Origin of the sequence: Streptomyces sp. NPDC001410, assembly GCF_042895235.1 — a bacterium.
Lineage (GTDB): Bacteria > Actinomycetota > Actinomycetes > Streptomycetales > Streptomycetaceae > Streptomyces.
In genome coordinates this window covers 19,916-36,401 of sequence record NZ_JBIAWE010000004.1, presented here as the reverse complement: position 1 = coordinate 36,401, position 16,486 = coordinate 19,916, and the positions used below count along the sequence as shown (strand labels likewise).

Here is a 16,486-nt window from a genome sequence, read left to right as displayed (position 1 = left end):
GGCCGGTCATGCCTCTCCCACCGGTACGAAGCGCACGCGCGCGCCCGGTGAGAGCAGCGCGGCCGGTACGCGCGCGTGGTCCCACAGCACCGCCTCCGTCGTGCCGATCAGCTGCCAGCCGCCCGGCGAGGAACGCGGGTACACGCCCGTGTACGCCCCCGCCAGCGCCACGGCACCGGCCGGTACCGCCGTGCGCGGGGTGGCCCGGCGCGGGACGTCGTAGCGGGCGGGCAGCCCGGTGAGGTAGCCGAAGCCGGGCGCGAACCCGCAGAAGGCCGCGGTGAACTCGGCGCTCGCGTGGATCCGGGCCACCTCGTGCTCGGACACGTCCCAGTGGGCGGCGACCTCGGCGAGGTCCGGGCCGTCGTAGCGCACCGGCAGCTCGATCAGCTCCCGCGCGCGCGGGGGAGCGGGCGGTACCTCGGAGGAGGTCAGTTCGGATGCCCAACGGACCGGGTCGGCCAGGCCGTCGAGCAGGACCGTACGGGCTGCCGGGACGATCTCGCGGACGGCCAGCGAGCCCTCCGCGCGGCGCCGCAGCAGCTCCGCGTGCAGGGCCTGCGCCTGCTCGCCCGAGGCGACCTCCACCAGCAAAGCGTCGTCACCGACAGGAAGTGCCCTCACGCGAAGGCCTCCACCCGCACGCCCGCCGCCACCAGCCGCTCGCGCACCCGGCGGGCCAGTTCGACCGCGCCGGGCGTGTCACCGTGCAGGCACAGCGAGCGGGCGCGCACCTGGATGTTCGCGCCGGAGTGCGTCACCACCGCGCCGGAGCGCGCGAGGCTCACCGAGCGCTCCATGACGGCGTCCGGATCGGTCACCACGGCGCCGCCCCGGCCACGCGGCACCAGCGTGCCCTCGTCGGTGTAGGCGCGGTCGGCGAACGCCTCCGTGACGGCCGGCAGGCCGGCCTTCGCGGCCAGCTCCAGAAGCCGCGAGCCGGGCAGCCCGAGCACCGGCAGCGAGCCGTCCGCCAGCAGGACGCCGTCGACGACGGCCGCGGCCTGCTCCTCGTCGTGCACGACCCGGTTGTAGAGCGCGCCGTGCGGCTTGACGTACGCCACGCGCGCCCCCGCCGCCCGCGCGAACACGTCCAGCGCACCGATCTGGTAGGCCACTTCGGCCGCCAGCTCGGCGGGCGGCACGTCCATCGCGCGCCGCCCGAACCCGGCGAGGTCCCGGTAGGAGACCTGCGCGCCGATCCTGACCCCGCGCTCGGCGGCCAGCTCGCACACCCGGCGCATGGTGGCCGCGTCTCCGGCGTGGAACCCGCAGGCCACGTTGGCGCTGGTGACGACGGACAACAGCTGTTCGTCGTCGGTCAGCCGCCAGCGGCCGAAGCCCTCGCCGAGGTCGGCGTTCAGATCGATCGCGGTCATGGTCTTCCGTGTCTCCGGTTCTCGTGTCGCGTGCTGCTCGCCGGCGTCGGCCGGCTCGCCGGTGTCAGTCGACGCCCACCACGCGGTACTGCTCGTCGCGGGCGTCGGTCAGGAACATCTGGCCCGGTGCGTGGGTGATGGCGAACGGCGGTCGCGAGGTCATCACGGCCGCCTGCGGGGTCACCCCGCACGCCCAGAACACCGGGATGTCGTCGGGAGCGGCGTCCACCGCGTCGCCGAAGTCGGGCCGACCGAGGTCCGCGATGCCCAGGGCCGCGGGATCGCCGCAGTGCACGGGGCCGCCGTGCACGGCCGGCAGCAGGCCGCTCTCCCGGATCGCGGCGCGCAGGTGCTCCGGCGGCACCGGGCGCATGGACACCACCATCGGGCCGCGCAGCCGGCCCGCCGGGCGGCACTGCCTGCCGGTCACGTACATCGGCACGTTGCGGCCCTGCTCGACATGCCGGATCGGGACGCCCGCACCGGCCAGCGCCCACTCGAAGGTGAAGCTGCAGCCGAGCAGGAACGACACCAGGTCGTCCCGCCAGTGCGCGCGCACGTCCGTCGGCTCCTCGACCAGCTCGCCGTCCTGCCACACCCGGTAGCGCGGCAGGTCGGTGCGCAGGTCCGCGCCCTCCGCGAGGACGGTGGCCGTGGCGCCCGCGTCCGTGACGTCCAGCACCGGACACGGCTTCGGGTTGCGCTGGCAGAACAGCAGCATGTCGTAGGCCCAGTCGGCCGGTACCGCGATCAGGTTCGCCTGAGTGCTGCCGGCCGCGACGCCCGCCGTGGGACCCGCCAGGCCCTCCCGGAAGCGGGCCCGTGCCGTTTTCGCGCTCCACGCGTGCGCGTGCTCATCGGCGAGGGCCACGGGCCGGTCCTCGGTACGGTTCACCCGCGTCATGTCAGCTCCTTCCCGCGCGTCTCCGGGAGCCCGAGCAGCGCCAGTGCCGCGAGGCCGTAGCCGATCGCGCCGAAGACCAGCGCACCGCCCACGCCCCAGCTGTCGGCCAGGAAGCCCACCAGGGTCGGGAACACCGCGCCTACCGCGCGGCCGGTGTTGTACGTGAAGCCCTGCCCGGTGCCGCGCACCGCCGTCGGATACAGCTCGCTCAGGTAGGAGCCGAAGCCGCTGAAGATCGCCGACATGCAGAAGCCGAGCGGGAAACCGAGCACCAGCAGCAGGGTGTCGGCGCCGTGCGGGATGTTCGCGTACGCGAGGATGCACACGGCCGAGAGCAGGGCGAACAGCCAGATGTTGCGGCGCCGGCCGAGCCGGTCGGTGAGGTGGCCGCCGGTCAGGTAGCCGAGGAAGGCGCCCGAGATCAGGAAGGTCAGATAGCCGCCGGTACCGACGACGGACAGGCCGCGTTCGGTCTTCAGGTACGTCGGCACCCAGGTCGCCAGCGTGTAGTAGCCGCCCTGCACGCCGGTGGACAGCAGGCCCGCGAAGACCGTCGTGCGCAGCAGGCCGGGCTCGCCGTCCCTGCCCGGCCGGAAGATCGCCGCGAACGAGCCGCGCCGCGGGTTCTGTTCACGGGCCGCCGTCGCCGCGGGCGCGTCGTGCACCCGGCGGCGCAGCCACACCACGAGCAGCGCGGGCAGCGCCCCGGTCCAGAACATGATGCGCCAGGCCAGATCGTCACCGGCGAAGGAGAACACCAGCGTGTAGACGATCGCGGCCAGTGCCCAGCCGACCGCCCAGGAACTCTGGATCGCGCCGAGCGTACGGCCCCGGTGCTTCGCGCTCGCGTACTCGGCGACCAGGATCGCCCCGACCGCCCACTCGCCGCCGAAGCCGAGGCCCTGCAGGGCGCGGAAGACCAGCAGAGTCTCGTAGTTGGGCGCGAAGCCGCAGGCCACGGTGAAGACCGCGTACGTGATCACGGTGACCATCAGGGCCCGGACGCGGCCCACGCGGTCCGCGATCACGCCCGCCACGGCACCGCCGATCGCGGAGACCACCAGCGTGACGGTGGTGAACAGGCCGGTCTGGCCGCTGTCCAGGCCGAAGTACGCGGCGAGCGCCACCATGCTCAGCGGCAGAGTGAAGTAGTCGTACGAATCAAGGGCATATCCGCCGAAAGCTCCGGCGAACGCGCGTCGGCCGCGCGGGCCGAGGGCGTGCAGCCAGCCGAACGCGCTGTCCTCGGCGGCGCGTTCACCCTGTTCCGGTCGTACGCCCGCGGTCACGGGCCGGGGCGGAGGGGTCGTGCTCATGGGCACCTCGCAGAGAGGGGACGGAGGGTGCGGGAACTGAGCAGTGCCGTGCGGAAGCTGTGCCGTGCTGAAGCTGTTGCGTGCGGAGCACCGTAGAGGATCGTTCAACGATCCTTCAATACCCACGTTGTCTCGTTCCGGGGTCTGCGATTGAATTCCGGGCATGGCAGAGCAGCTGACGGGACTGGCCGACGACCGTGCCCTCCTCGGGCGCACCAGCACCGCCGAACGGGTCTCCGACATCCTCCGGAGCCGGATCGCCGAGGGCTATTTCCCGCCGGGCACCCGCCTGTCCGAGGACGCCATCGGCGGCGCGCTCGGGGTCTCCCGCAACACCCTGCGCGAGGCGTTCCGGCTGCTCACCCACGAGCGTCTGCTCGTACACGAACTCAACCGCGGGGTCTTCGTCCGGGTCCTGACCGTGGCGGACGTCGAGGACATCTACCGCACCCGGGCCCTGGTCGAGTGCGCGGTCGTCCGGGGCCTCGGCGAGCCGCCCTACCGGCTCGACGGCCTGGCCGCCGCCGTCACCGAGGGGCAGCTGGCGACCCACGAGAATGACTGGAAAGCACTGGGTACGGCCAACATCCACTTCCACCGGGAACTGGTCGCCCTCGCCGGCAGCGAACGCACCGACGAGCTGATGCGCAGCGTCTTCGCCGAGCTGCGGCTCGCCTTCCACGTCGTGGACGACCCGCACCGGCTGCACGAGCCCTACCTCGCCCGCAACCGCCAGATCCTCCAGGCGCTGCAGGACGGGGACCGGCGCGGCGCGGAGCGGCTGCTGGAGACCTATCTCGCGGACTCGCTGGAGCGGGTCGTCGAGGTGTATCTGCGGAGGGTTGGCGAGGACGGCACAGGCGTCTCTTGAGCTGTGGGCCGCACAGGCGTCTCTTGAGCTGCGGGCCGCGCCTACGCCTCTTGTGCGTCTGTGACGGCCGTCGTTTCTGCGCCGTTTTAGTCGTTGTCAGACCGAGGACCTAGTCTGTGCACCGTGACTTCGCCTGCATCGACGGACAGCGTTCCGGCCCAGCTCAGCGCGGGGCCGCGCCCGGCACCGGGCCCGGCCGCCGACGAGGGGCTGGCCCGTCGGCTGCGCGCGCTCGCCTGCACCGCGCCGCTGCACGACCTCGACGCACGCAAAGCCAATCTGGCAGGCGAGTACTCGGTGTACGGCATGGCCGAGGTGGCCCTGGCCGCCATCGACCTGGTCACGCTGAACATGGACTTCGACACGGGCGCCGACCACGAGCAGATCGTGGCCCGGCTCGTCCCGCGCATCGCCGCCCAGGCCCCGCACCGCCCCGTCGCCGAGCACGAGCGCGTGGCCCGCTGGGTCCTGGAGAACCTGATCAACGTCGGCAGCGTGGACCGCGGCTTCCGCGCGGTGTACGGCACGTTCGCGTCGGACGGCACCTATGTCCGCCGTGACTACGACTTCAAGCTGATCGAGGAGGTCCCCGGCCCCGGCGGCACGGTCTACCTCCGTACGACGGACGAGGCGGTCAACGTCCTGGTCGGCGCCCTGGACACCGATGTCACCAGCGCGCAGATCGCCGCCGAGGTCAAGCTGGAGGTGCTGATCAACCGCGGCCGCCTCGCCGACGCCCAGCTCGCCGCCGAGCAGGCCCGCTACCGCACCGTGCAGTACTCGGAGACCCTGCGCCGCGCCCTCGACGCCACCCGGCGCAACGTCCGCGCGGTCGACTGGCTCCACGCCGTGCCCGACATGATCGCCGAAGCCCTGGACCACGTGGCCGACCGGTACCGCCACGAGAACGCGATCCTCACCAACATCCGCAAGGCCCGCGACGAGACCGAGGACTCCGAGCACAAGCGGCGCGCCGCCGAGCTGGTGGACATCGTCAAGGACTGCATCCGACGGCACACCCAGCTCCAGTCGCGCCTGCTGGAGGCCGGCCCCCTGTTCCGCGCCGAACAGGACCGGCAGGCCTTCGCCACACCCGCCGCGACCTCCGGAATCGACCTGTACGGACACCTGGTCGCGCCCGTGCTGCCGCTGCCCCTGGAACAGGCGATCCGGGTCACGGACGCGTTCTTCGCCAACGGCACGGGCTTGCGTACGCCGGTGTCGGTGCGGGTCGCCGACCTCGTCGACATACTGCTGACGCCACCGGTGGAGCGGGAGCACCTGGGCGCGGAGATGCCCGAGCCCGACCTGATCGCGACGCCGGACGACAGCCGGTTCAGCGAGGAACAGCTGGCCGTGGCCATGGAGTTGCTGGATCTGCCCGCCGATGCGCCGCGGCGCTTGTCCGGGCTGCTGGCGGAGGCCAGGGATTCCGGTGGGTTCGATCTGGCGTACCTGGTGGCCCTGTTGGCGGTCCATGCGGCCAGTCCCGCCGTGGGTACGGCGTATCGCCAGGGCGAGGAGAAGCTGTTGTTCGCCGTGGACGACGGGACCGAGCTGGATGATCCGGACTTCGGTGGGGCTGATCTGATCGTCGGGACCGCCTTGCTGGATGCGGCCGGGATGGCGGCGGATCGGACGGAGGCGGCGTGAGGTCGTCTGCCGGGCGCGGGCCGGTGGTGGCTGGTCGCGCCCCGCGGCGGAGCCGCAAATGGATGCAGCCCCGCGCCCCTTTCGGGGCGCCTGCCCCCAGCCCTGTTTTCAAGACCGAGGAGTTGCAGTCGTGAGCGAGCACGTCGAGTGGAGTGACACGGAGGCCCCGGCCCCGTCGGCGACCACCGCCGTCACCCCCGCCGACGCCGCCGACGCGGCGCGGCTCGTCGCCTTCGGGTTGCAGCCCAAGCTGCAGCCGGCGCGTGACCAGGAGTACACGGAGCTGCTGCGCCGCTACCGTGACGACCCGGCGTTCGCGCGGCTCGCGGACGCCGTCGCCGCCGGTCTCGGACTCGTCGTGCTGGAGGTGTCCCCGCGCGCGGGGATGGCCGTGACGGCCGCCGAGGACTCGGTGTTCGCCGTCCGCATGGGCGACTACGCGCGTCGCACCGCCGCCGACTCGGGGGACCGGTTCCTGCACGGACTGGCCCATCTCGCCGTGGCCGCGCTGGCGTTCCCGCGCCCGGAGGACCTCGCCGACGACTCCTACATCGGCCGGATCACCGTCAACGGCGTCGACGCCTTCGTACGCCAGGCGTGCCGCCGCCTCGAGGAGCGCGCCGAGGAGCAGGGCGACAACACCGACCCGGCGACCGACGCACCCGGGCTGGAGGCCGCCTGGCGGATCTGGGCCAGACGCAGCGCGACCGGCGCCACCAAGGACGCCCGCCGGCTCGCCGGATCCACCACGGGCATCGTCGGCAAGGCGGCGGCCTTCCTCACCGACTCGGGGTTCCTGCAGCGCACCGGTGACGACCACGGCGGCACCTACCGCACCACGGCCCGCTACCAGCTCCAGGTGCGCGACATGGCCGGCAGCGCCGCGATGGCCGAACTGCTGGAGCTGGGCGTCGTCCCGGTCACCGACGGCACGGCCAGCCTGCTGCCCGCCGACGACACCGACGATCTGGACCTGGTGGCCGACGCCGGACTGCCGTTCCACGCGCCTTCGCACCCCTGACAACCTCCCCGATCTGCCAGAAGACTGACGAGAGTCCGCCATGTACGAGCTGTCCCGGGTCCGCCTCTACTCCATCGGGCCGGCCGGTGCGCGCTACGCCGACACCGTGCTTGACCTGCGGGACGTGGGCGAGCCCGTGCCCGACCCCGCGCCCATGCAGGCGGAGTTCTTCGAGGAGGAGCCGGCCGGACCGCCGCGCCGCCCCGCGCCCGCGGGCGTGCTGTTCCTGGAGAACGGCGGCGGCAAGTCCGTGCTGCTCAAGCTGATCTTCTCGGTGATGCTGCCCGGCCACCGCAACACCCTCGGCGGCGCCAGCTCCGGCGTGCTGCGCAAGTTCCTGCTCGCCGACGACTGCGGGCACGTGGCGCTGGAGTGGCAGCACGTGCTGACCGGCGAGTGCGTGGTCGTCGGCAAGGTCAGCGAGTGGCGCGGACGCCAGGTCTCCAACGATCCACGGAAGTTCGCCGAAGCCTGGTACTCCTTCCGGCCCGGCCCCGGCCTGAGCCTGGACAACCTGCCCGTCGCCGAGTCCACCGCCGTACGGCCGCCCGTCGAGGGTGCCTCCGGCGCCCAGGGTCGCCGCCGCACCATGAAGGGCTTCCGCGACGCCCTCACCGAGGCCGGCAAGGCCTACCCGCATCTGGAGGTGCACTGGGAGGAGATCCACGACCGCTGGATCGAGCACCTCGGCGACCTCGGCCTCGACCCCGAACTCTTCCGCTACCAGCGGGAGATGAACGCCGACGAGGGCGAGGCGGCCGGGCTCTTCGCGGTCAAGAAGGACTCCGACTTCACCGACCTGCTGCTGCGCGCGGTCACCGACACCCGCGACACCGACGGCCTCGCCGACCTCGTCAGCGGCTTCGGCAACAAGCTGGGCCGGCGTGCCGAGCTGATCGCCGAACGGGACTTCACGGCCGGTTCCGTGGACCTGCTCGGGCGGATCGTCGAGGCCGCCGAGGCACGCTCACGTGCGCGTGACATCCACGCCGGCGCCGAGCGCCGTACCCGCACGCTGGCCCGGCGCCTTTCCGCGCGGGCCGTGCAGGAGCGGGTGCGGGCCGCCGACCTCGCGCAGCGCGTCACGGCCGCCGCCTACGCCGTCACGCACTCCGAGGGCGCCCGGGAGCGCAGCGCGCTGATCGCCGCCGAACTCGCCTTCCGGCACGCCTCCCTGGCACTCGCCGCCGCCGAGAAGTCCGCCGCCGCGCAGAAGCGCGAGCTGGCCGACGCGCGCACGCTGCACTCCGCCTGGCAGGCCGCCGAAGCCGTGCTGCGGCACCGCGCCGCCGCCGACCGCGTCGCGCGCGTGTCCGCCGCGATCCAGGAGGCCGAGCGGGACGCCGCGCCCGCGCTCGCCGCCCGCGCCAAGGCCGCCGTGGACCTCGTACGGGCCCTGCACGCGGCCGCCGAGAGCGCCGAGGCCCTCGCAAACGAGGAGGAGGAGCGCTCCGCCGCGCTCCAGGAGGCCAGCGATTCCGCCTACCGGGACTCCACCTCCGCCGCCACCGAGGCGCAGCGCGCCCGCAGTGAGGCCGGGCACCTGCGCCAGCGTCTGGCCGAGGTCGAGCAGGAGACGGCCGAGGCGGTCCGCGCGGGCTGGCTCGACGACAGCGCACCGGACGCCGACCCGGCCCGGGCCGCCCTCGCCGCCAGCGACGCCGAGAAGACCGCCGTGGCCGCCTGGGACACCGCCCGTGAGGCGGCTCGCAAGGCGACCGAGCACGCGCGCGAGGCGGCCTCCGCCGAGTCCCGCGCGGAGCTGACCGCGGCCCGCGCTGCGGACGCGGCGACGGCGGCCGAGCGGAGCCACGAGGCCGAGCGGCGCCTCGCCGAGGCCCTCGCCGCCGAGGAACGGCTCGCGGAGCTGCTGAGCCTGCCGGGGGCGCCCGGGACGGCGCGGGCCGGAGTGCCCGGCCCCAGGTCCGGAGCGGCCGACGGCTCGCCCGCGCGCGGAGGCGACTCGTCCGAGGGCTCGCGTTCCCTCGCCGAGAGCCCGCTCAGCCCCGAGGAACTCGACCGATTCGCGGACGAGTTGCGCGGGCTTCTCGACGACGCCGTGTCGACCGCCGAACGGCACCTCTTCGAACTGCGCACCGCCGCGGCCGACGACGCCCGCATCCTCGGTGCCCTCGGCGACGGCGGACTGCTGCCGCCCGGGCCGGACGTGCTGGCCACCGTTGAGTTCCTCGGCGAGCACGGCATCCCCGCGCTGCCCGGCTGGCGCTACCTCGCGCAGGCCGTCGACCCCGCCGACCATGCGCGCGTGCTCGCCGCCCGCCCCGAACTGGTCGACGGCGTCATCATCACCGACCCGGACACGCACGCGCGTGCCCGCGAGGCGCTCAGCGACGCCGCCCTGCTGCCGCGCTCCGCCGTGGCCGTCGGCACGGCCGCCGCCCTGCTCGCCCCGACCCCTGCGCCCGACGCCGCCCCGGGTGACGTCTTCCTGGTGCCGCCGAACCCGGCCATGCACGACGAGCACGCGGCCGACGAGGAGCGGCAGGCGCTGCGCGCGCGGGCCACCGAACGCGACGAGGAGATCCGCGCCCTCGCCGCCCGCCTCGGCAAGGACCGCGAACTGGCCGCGCGGCTCGCGTCCTGGCGCACCGGCTGTCCGGCCGGACGCCTCACCGAACTCGCCGAGGCCGCCCGGGAGGCGCGCGCGTTCACGGAGGAGGCCGAGGCCGAGCTGGCCGAGGCGCGCACCACGCGCGCGGAGGCCGACGAGGCCGCCGCCGAGGCCACGCAGGTCCGTGACGAACGGCAGGAGGCCGCGCAGAAGGCCCGCCGTGCCGCCGACGCCCTCGCCGGACTCGCCTACCGGCTGCGCGAGCGCGCCGGCTGGCAGGTCAAGCTCCGCGAACTCGCCGACGATGCCGCCGAGTCGGAGGCCCGCGCCCAGACCTGCCTGGACCGCGCCCGCGCCGCCGACGAGGACCGCCGCGCCACCCAGCGGGCCGCCGACGACGCCCGCCGCACCGCGCGTGCCCTGCGCGCCGAGCGCTCCGAGATCGCCGGCGCCCCCGACGACGTACCGGTGGCGGACGCGGACGCCCCGAAGGCGTCCCTGCCGGCCCTGCGCGAGGCCTACCGGGCCGCCTCGCAGGTCTACGAGAAGGTCGGCGTCGGTGCCGACCTGCGCGCCGAGCAGGCCCGCGCGGAGAGCGACGAGAGCGCCTCCCTCGCCGAACTTGACCGGCTCAGCAACAAGGTCCGCACCCGCGCCGAACAGCTGCTCCAGTCGCCCGACGGCTCTGACGGCCCCTCCCGGCAGGCTGCAGCCGCGCGCGCGGAGGAGCTGGTGCAGCTCCTGGAGACCCGGATGTCGACCGCGAGCGAACAGCTCGGCCGGCTGCGCGGCGAGGCGGAGCGGCACGCCCCCGAGGACGCCGAGGCGCACACCGATCTGGCCGAGGAACTCGTCCCGCGCGACGCCGAGCACGCCCAGGCCCTCCTGCGCACTGCCACGGCCGAACTCGCCACGCGCACCGAGGCTCTGGCCGAGGCCCGGGAGGCCCACGCCGAGCTGCTCGACGCCCACCGGGCCGCCGAGGACGCGGCCGGCGGTTTCGACGAGATCGCCGCGATGCTCCGCGATCTGCTGCGCGAGCACACCCCCGAGGAGGAGCAGGAGGAGCCGGAGCCGTACCCCGGCAACCTGGAGGAGGCCCGGCACTCGGCAGCCGAGGCCCGCCGCTCGCTGCGCGGCTGCTCCGCCGACCTGTCCGCCGCCGAGTCGGCCGTGCGCGAAGCGAGCGACGTGCTCGTCCGGCACGCCAACTCCACGCGGTACGAGCAGGTCCGGACCCCCGCGCGGCAGCAGATCCGCGAGCTGCCCGCCTCCGCGCTGCCCGAGCACGCCCAGCGGTGGGCGGACGCGTTCGCGCCTCGACTGCGCGTCCTCACCGACGAGTTGGCACAGCTGGAGCGCAACCGGGATTCGATCGTGGACCGGCTCAGGGGGCTGGTCGAGTCGGCCCTCGCCACCCTGCGCTCCGCCCAGCGGCTCTCCCGCCTCCCGGAGGGGCTCGGCGAGTGGTCAGGGCAGGAGTTCCTGCGCATCCGTTTCGAGGAGCCCGACCAGGCCACGCTCACCGAGCGGCTCGGCGAGGTCATCGACGAGGCCACACGCGCGGCCGTCAAGAAGAACTCCGACCTGCGCCGGGACGGCATGTCCCTGCTGCTGCGCGGAGTCGCGGCGGCGCTGGAGCCGAAGGGCGTGGCCGTCGAGATCCTCAAGCCCGATGCCGTACTGCGCGCCGAGCGCGTGCCCGTCGGGCAGATGGGCGACGTGTTCTCGGGAGGTCAGCTGCTGACGGCCGCCATCGCCCTGTACTGCACGATGGCGGCCCTGCGCTCGAACGACCGGGGCCGCGACAAGCACCGGCACGCCGGCACGCTGTTCCTGGACAACCCCATCGGCCGCGCCAACGCGACGTATCTGCTGGAGCTGCAGCGGGCCGTCTCCGACGCGCTGGGCGTCCAGCTGCTGTACACCACCGGCCTGTTCGACACGACCGCGCTGGCCGAGTTCCCGCTGGTCATCCGGCTGCGCAACGACGCCGACCTCAGGGCGGGCCTGAAGTACATCAGCGTGGAGGAACACCTCCGGCCCGGACTGCCGCAGCAGCCCCAGGCCGGAGAGGCGGTGCACAGCGAGATCACGGCGACGCGGATGTTCAAGAAGCCGGCAGCCACAACGCCCTGAGGGGCGCGGGGCCGCCTGCCGGCCGCCCGCAGGTCAGGAGTGCGACAGCTGCCCGGAGCCGCCCCGCCGGCGTATCCGCTCCTGCTCCCGCAGGGCGGCCCGCTCCTGACGCCGGCGGGCCCGGCGCTCGCGGCGCAGTGACCGGGCCGTGCTGCTCGGCTCGGAGACCACTCCGTTGCGCTGGCTCCACACCTGGCGGGTCACCCACACGTCGACCACGGCCCACGTGGCCACCACCGTGCCGACCACGCTGCTGATGACCATCGGGAACGCCAGCCAGGACCCGGCCAGCGTGCACAGGAACGCCACCATGGCCTGGATCAACGTCACCGCGATGATCAGCACCGCCCGCACCGCCGCCGTACGCACCGGGTCGGGCATCCGGCGCCGGCGGGCCGGCTCCTCGATCCACAGCTGCCGGTGATACGGCTGCTCCTGACCGTCGGTGGACTCCCCGGCAGGCCCATGCGTCGGAATGTCGCGATCCGGCGCCTCGTGCTCCCGCCGCGCCGCCGAGCGCACCGCCACGCTCTTCTCGGACGCCCCGCGCCGCTCCGCCGTGCCCATCACCGTGTCACTCCCCACCGCCGGCACACCGCTCGCCCCGGTGTCCGCGGACACCGACTCCCCAGTGGCTGCCCGGCTTGCGCTGTTTTACGCCGCCGGGGTGCGGGATGCGGCTCCTGTGGCCGATTCCGCCCCCATTTCCCGTAGAGAAAGACGAACAACCACCCTCGAAGATTCCCCACTTGCGAAAAATTCCAGCCAACTGACTGTCCGTACAGCTTCGGCCCGTCCCGTCACGGGCACCCGGATCCCGGGCGCAATCTCCCCCAATGCCCGGACAACTCGCCATGTCTCGCCGCCGGTGCGGAACTTCACCCTCCGGACATGTCTTCGAGTTACCTGTGGGGCGGTAGTAGGCTCGCGCACGTTTGCTGACGGACATATGTACCCCCGACCGGCGGGGGTCGAGCTGGGGGAGGCCATGCGCTTTCGCGGGAAGTCGATCCGCCGGAAGATCGTGGCGCTGCTTCTCGTGCCGCTGGTGTCCCTGACTGCCATCTGGGGCTTCGCCACGGTGCTCACGGGGCGGGAGGTCACCCGGCTCTTCCATGTGTCCGACATCGTCCAGAACGTCGCCTATCCCACCGAGGACACCGTCCGCGGTCTGCAGCAGGAACGCCGACAGACCCTCGTCTACCTCGCCGACCCGCGCGCGGCCGACGCCCTCACGGCACTGCACCGCACCCGCACCGCCACCGACCGGGCCGTCGCCGAGATCCGCAGGAACGCCAAGGACCACGACGTCCGCGACGCCATGGACGCGGACGACGACGAGCGCCTCACCACCGTCCTGGACGCCTTCGACAGCCTCGACTCCCTGCGCCGCAGCGTCGAGCAGCGCACGGTCGACCGCGCCCAGGCCCTCGACCGCTACAACCGGCTCGTCGACCCCTGCTACACCCTGCTGGACGCCCTCGACGGCATCGACGACGTCGACATGGACAAGCAGGCCAGGGCCCTGGTCAACGTGAACCGCGCCCGCGAACTGCTCTCCCGCGAGGACGCCCTGCTCGGCTCGGCGCTGGTGGTCGGCAGGCTCTTCCACGACGAGAGCCGCGGCATCTCCGATCTCGTCGCCCAGCGCACCCTGCTGTACGACATCAGCCTGCCGCTGCTGCCCGCCTCGGAGCGCGAACGGTACGAACGCTTCTGGAAGAGCGCCACCACCGCCCCGCTGCGCGCGGCCGAACAGACCGCCATCGGCACGAATTCCGGAGCCCCGCGCGGTGTCACGGCGCAGAGCTGGGACTCGACCGCGGCGAGCGTCCTCGGCGAACTCGGCACCCTGGACGACCAGGTCGGCGACCGCTTCCAGGACCGCACGGAGCCGGTGGCCATGGGCGTGATCGTGCAGGCGGCCGTCGCCGGCGTCCTCGGTCTCGTCGCGCTCCTGCTCTCGATCGTCCTGTCCGTGCGCGTCGGCCGCAGTCTCATCCGCGACCTGCGGCAGCTGCGCCTGGAGGCGCACGAGGCGTCCGGTGTGCGGCTGCCCAGCGTGATGCGCAGACTCTCCGCCGGGGAACAGGTCGACGTCGAGACCGAGGTGCCCCGGCTGGAGTACGACAAGAACGAGATCGGCGAGGTCGGCCAGGCCCTCAACACCCTCCAGCGCGCAGCCGTCGAGGCCGCCGTCAAACAGGCCGAACTGCGGGCCGGTGTCTCCGAGGTCTTCGTCAACCTCGCCCGCCGCAGCCAGGTCCTCCTGCACAAGCAGCTCACCCTGCTCGACACCATGGAGCGCAGGACCGAGGACACCGACGAACTCGCCGACCTGTTCCGCCTGGACCACCTCACCACCCGTATGCGCCGCCACGCCGAGGGCCTGGTGATCCTCTCCGGCGCCGCACCGTCGCGGCAGTGGCGCCGCCCGGTGCAGCTGATGGACATCGTCCGGGCCGCCGTCGCCGAGGTCGAGGACTACGAGCGCATCGAGGTGCGGCGGCTGGCACGGGTCGCGGTCACCGGTCCGGCCGTCGCCGACGTCACCCACCTCGTGGCCGAACTCCTGGAGAACGCCACGGTCTTCTCGCCGCCGCACACCGCCGTCCAGGTCCTCGGCGAGCGGGTCGCCAACGGCTTCACCCTGGAGATCCACGACCGCGGACTCGGCATGACGGCCGAGGCGCTGCTCGACGCCAACCTCCGGCTCGCCGAGACCCCCGAGTTCGAACTCTCGGACACGGACCGGCTCGGCCTGTTCGTGGTCAGCCGTCTCGCCCAGCGCCAGAACGTCCGCGTCTCCCTGCAGCCGTCCCCCTACGGCGGCACCACCGCCGTCGTGTTCGTCCCCGACGCGCTGCTGACCGACGACGTCCCGGACACCAACGGCATCGGCTTCCGCCTCGACCGCCCCTCGAAGGAAGCCGAGCCGGCGGCGAGCCTCACCCCCGCCCGGTTGCAGGCCCCGGTGCAGCTGCCCGGCCTGCCGACCTCCCTGCTGGACGGCCCCGTCGAGCTGGAGGCTCCCGTGGACCTGGACGCCATCGCCGACTTCCCGGGTGCCCTGACCGACGAGGAGAGCGAGCGCGGCGGCCTGTTCCGCCCCCGCCGCCCCCGCGGCCGTGCCGAGGACGACGGGGCCTCCCGGCTGATCGAGCCCCATCAGCCCGCCTCCCCGCGCGCCGACGACACCCCGGCCGCCGACCGCTCCGGCGGACCCGTACCGCTGCCCCGGCGCCAGACGCCGAAGCTGGTCAGCTCACACGGCAGGCCCGTCACCGAGCAGCGGTCCCGCCGCGGCGAACCGGACGAGCCTGCGGCCGGCCCGCGCCGCCCCGACACCGGGGGACTGGCTCCCCTGCCCGCCCGCCGACGCGCTGAGGCCGATCGGCGCACCGGACTCGCCGACCGCGTCGACGAGCGCACGGCCACCGCGGCCGACGGTGGGAACCAGACTTCCCAGGCCCCGGCGCTGCCCAGACGGACCCGGCCCGCGGCGGCCGCTTCCGGCGGCGGCCGGGACGACGGCGTCCCGCCCACCGGCGGCCCGGCCTCCGGGCCGCTGCCCCGGCGCGTACGACAGGCCAACCTGGCCCCGCAGCTGAAGCAGGAAGCCGAACGGCGCCCGGAACCCGCGGCGCAGCCCGCCGACCGCGACGCCGACGAGGTCCGCAGCCGGATGGCCTCGCTCCAGCGGGGCTGGCAGCGTGGCCGTGAGGAGAACGCCGCGGGCGACGCCCGGAACGGCACAGCACAAGGAACGACTAAGGGGGACGGTCGATGACCGCACCGAAGGCCACCGGCCACACGGAGACCAACAAGGGCGAGCTGAACTGGCTCCTGGACGAGCTCGTCGACCGGGTCGCCAGCATCCGCAAGGCCGTCGTGCTCTCCGGCGACGGTCTGCCCACGGGCGTGTCCAAGGACCTGACCAGGGAGGACAGCGAGCACCTGGCCGCGGTCGCGTCCGGCTTCCACAGCCTCGCCAAGGGCGTGGGCCGGCACTTCGAGGCGGGCAGCGTCCGGCAGACCGTGGTCGAGCTCGACGACGCCTTCCTGTTTGTCACCGCCGCCGGGGACGGCAGCTGCCTCGCGGTCCTCTCGGACGCCGACTCCGACGTCGGTCAGGTTGCCTACGAGATGACGCTGCTGGTCAAGCGGGTCGGTGTACATCTGGGCGCCGCTCCGCGCACCGATCTGCCCGCAGGCGGGTAGTGGGATGACATGAGCGTAGACGGTCAGGGAAGAAGCCACTGGTTCGACGACGAGGCCGGACCGGTCGTCCGTCCGTACGCCATGACGCGCGGCCGCACCACCAGTCCGGCCCAGCACCGCCTCGATCTGATCGCGGTGGTCGTCACCGAATCCGACGCCGGGGACCCGGAGACGGACCCGACGCTCTCCCCGGAGCACGTGGAGATCGTCGGGCTCTGCCGCACGGCACCGCAGTCGCTCGCGGAACTCGCCGCGGAGCTCGACCTGCCCATCGGGGTGGTCCGCGTCCTCATCGGGGACCTCGTGCACGCGGAACTCGTCCATGTGACGCGTCCGGTGCCCCCGGCGGATCTGCCGGACGAGAGTATTCTGCGCGACGTGATCAACGGCCTCCGGGCGCTGTGACCGGC

12 protein-coding genes are annotated in these 16,486 nt (G+C 73.6%); 7 read left to right on the top strand and 5 right to left on the bottom strand.

Annotation, left to right across the window (positions count from 1 at the left end):
- Positions 1-6 precede the first annotated feature (6 nt).
- The 4 genes from ACFY3C_RS09535 to ACFY3C_RS09520 form a co-directional block, all read right to left on the bottom strand.
- Positions 7-624, bottom strand: a complete 618-nt coding sequence (locus ACFY3C_RS09535; RefSeq protein ID WP_390770380.1) for an allophanate hydrolase subunit 1 — start codon at positions 622-624, stop codon at positions 7-9.
- Positions 621-1,379: a LamB/YcsF family protein gene (locus ACFY3C_RS09530; RefSeq protein WP_386574973.1), complete on the bottom strand. Its 759-nt coding sequence runs from the start codon at positions 1,377-1,379 to the stop codon at positions 621-623. Before ACFY3C_RS09530 ends, ACFY3C_RS09535 begins: the two co-directional genes overlap by 4 nt.
- Before the next feature lie 64 nt (positions 1,380-1,443).
- Positions 1,444-2,283 (bottom strand): putative hydro-lyase, encoded by an 840-nt coding sequence (locus ACFY3C_RS09525; protein WP_390770379.1) that lies wholly within the window; start codon positions 2,281-2,283, stop codon positions 1,444-1,446.
- Complete coding sequence (locus ACFY3C_RS09520) at positions 2,280-3,599, bottom strand: MFS transporter (protein WP_390770378.1); 1,320 nt, start codon at positions 3,597-3,599, stop codon at positions 2,280-2,282. Before ACFY3C_RS09520 ends, ACFY3C_RS09525 begins: the two co-directional genes overlap by 4 nt.
- Before the next feature lie 163 nt (positions 3,600-3,762).
- Between ACFY3C_RS09520 and ACFY3C_RS09515 the strand changes: the two genes are divergently transcribed.
- The 4 genes from ACFY3C_RS09515 to ACFY3C_RS09500 all read left to right on the top strand — a co-directional run bounded on the left by ACFY3C_RS09515 (position 3,763) and on the right by ACFY3C_RS09500 (position 11,855).
- The gene (locus tag ACFY3C_RS09515; RefSeq protein ID WP_386574976.1) at positions 3,763-4,470 is read left to right on the top strand and encodes a GntR family transcriptional regulator; all 708 of its coding nucleotides are present in this window, start codon (positions 3,763-3,765) and stop codon (positions 4,468-4,470) included.
- 123 nt (positions 4,471-4,593) lie between these two features.
- Positions 4,594-6,123: a hypothetical protein gene (locus ACFY3C_RS09510; RefSeq protein WP_389183435.1), complete on the top strand. Its 1,530-nt coding sequence runs from the start codon at positions 4,594-4,596 to the stop codon at positions 6,121-6,123.
- 130 nt (positions 6,124-6,253) lie between these two features.
- On the top strand, positions 6,254-7,144 hold the full coding sequence (locus tag ACFY3C_RS09505) for a hypothetical protein (protein ID WP_386574978.1): 891 nt from the start codon (positions 6,254-6,256) through the stop codon (positions 7,142-7,144).
- Positions 7,145-7,184: 40 nt separating this feature from the next.
- Positions 7,185-11,855 (top strand): hypothetical protein, encoded by a 4,671-nt coding sequence (locus tag ACFY3C_RS09500; protein ID WP_390770377.1) that lies wholly within the window; start codon positions 7,185-7,187, stop codon positions 11,853-11,855.
- A gap of 33 nt (positions 11,856-11,888) precedes the next feature.
- On the opposite strand, the gene ACFY3C_RS09495 is transcribed toward ACFY3C_RS09500, so the two are convergent.
- On the bottom strand, positions 11,889-12,422 hold the full coding sequence (locus ACFY3C_RS09495) for a hypothetical protein (RefSeq protein WP_390770613.1): 534 nt from the start codon (positions 12,420-12,422) through the stop codon (positions 11,889-11,891).
- 421 nt (positions 12,423-12,843) lie between these two features.
- Here ACFY3C_RS09495 and ACFY3C_RS09490 point away from each other — a divergent pair, with 421 nt between their 5' ends.
- Genes ACFY3C_RS09490 through ACFY3C_RS09480 form a run of 3 tightly spaced genes read left to right on the top strand, consistent with a single transcriptional unit; the run spans position 12,844 to position 16,481 of the window.
- Complete coding sequence (locus ACFY3C_RS09490; RefSeq protein ID WP_390770376.1) at positions 12,844-15,645, top strand: nitrate- and nitrite sensing domain-containing protein; 2,802 nt, start codon at positions 12,844-12,846, stop codon at positions 15,643-15,645.
- The gene (locus tag ACFY3C_RS09485; RefSeq protein WP_094220789.1) at positions 15,642-16,076 is read left to right on the top strand and encodes a roadblock/LC7 domain-containing protein; all 435 of its coding nucleotides are present in this window, start codon (positions 15,642-15,644) and stop codon (positions 16,074-16,076) included. Before ACFY3C_RS09490 ends, ACFY3C_RS09485 begins: the two co-directional genes overlap by 4 nt.
- Before the next feature lie 9 nt (positions 16,077-16,085).
- A complete protein-coding gene (locus tag ACFY3C_RS09480) occupies positions 16,086-16,481 on the top strand; it encodes a DUF742 domain-containing protein (protein ID WP_386574982.1) in 396 nt (131 codons plus the stop codon).
- The last annotated feature ends 5 nt before the right edge of the window (positions 16,482-16,486 follow it).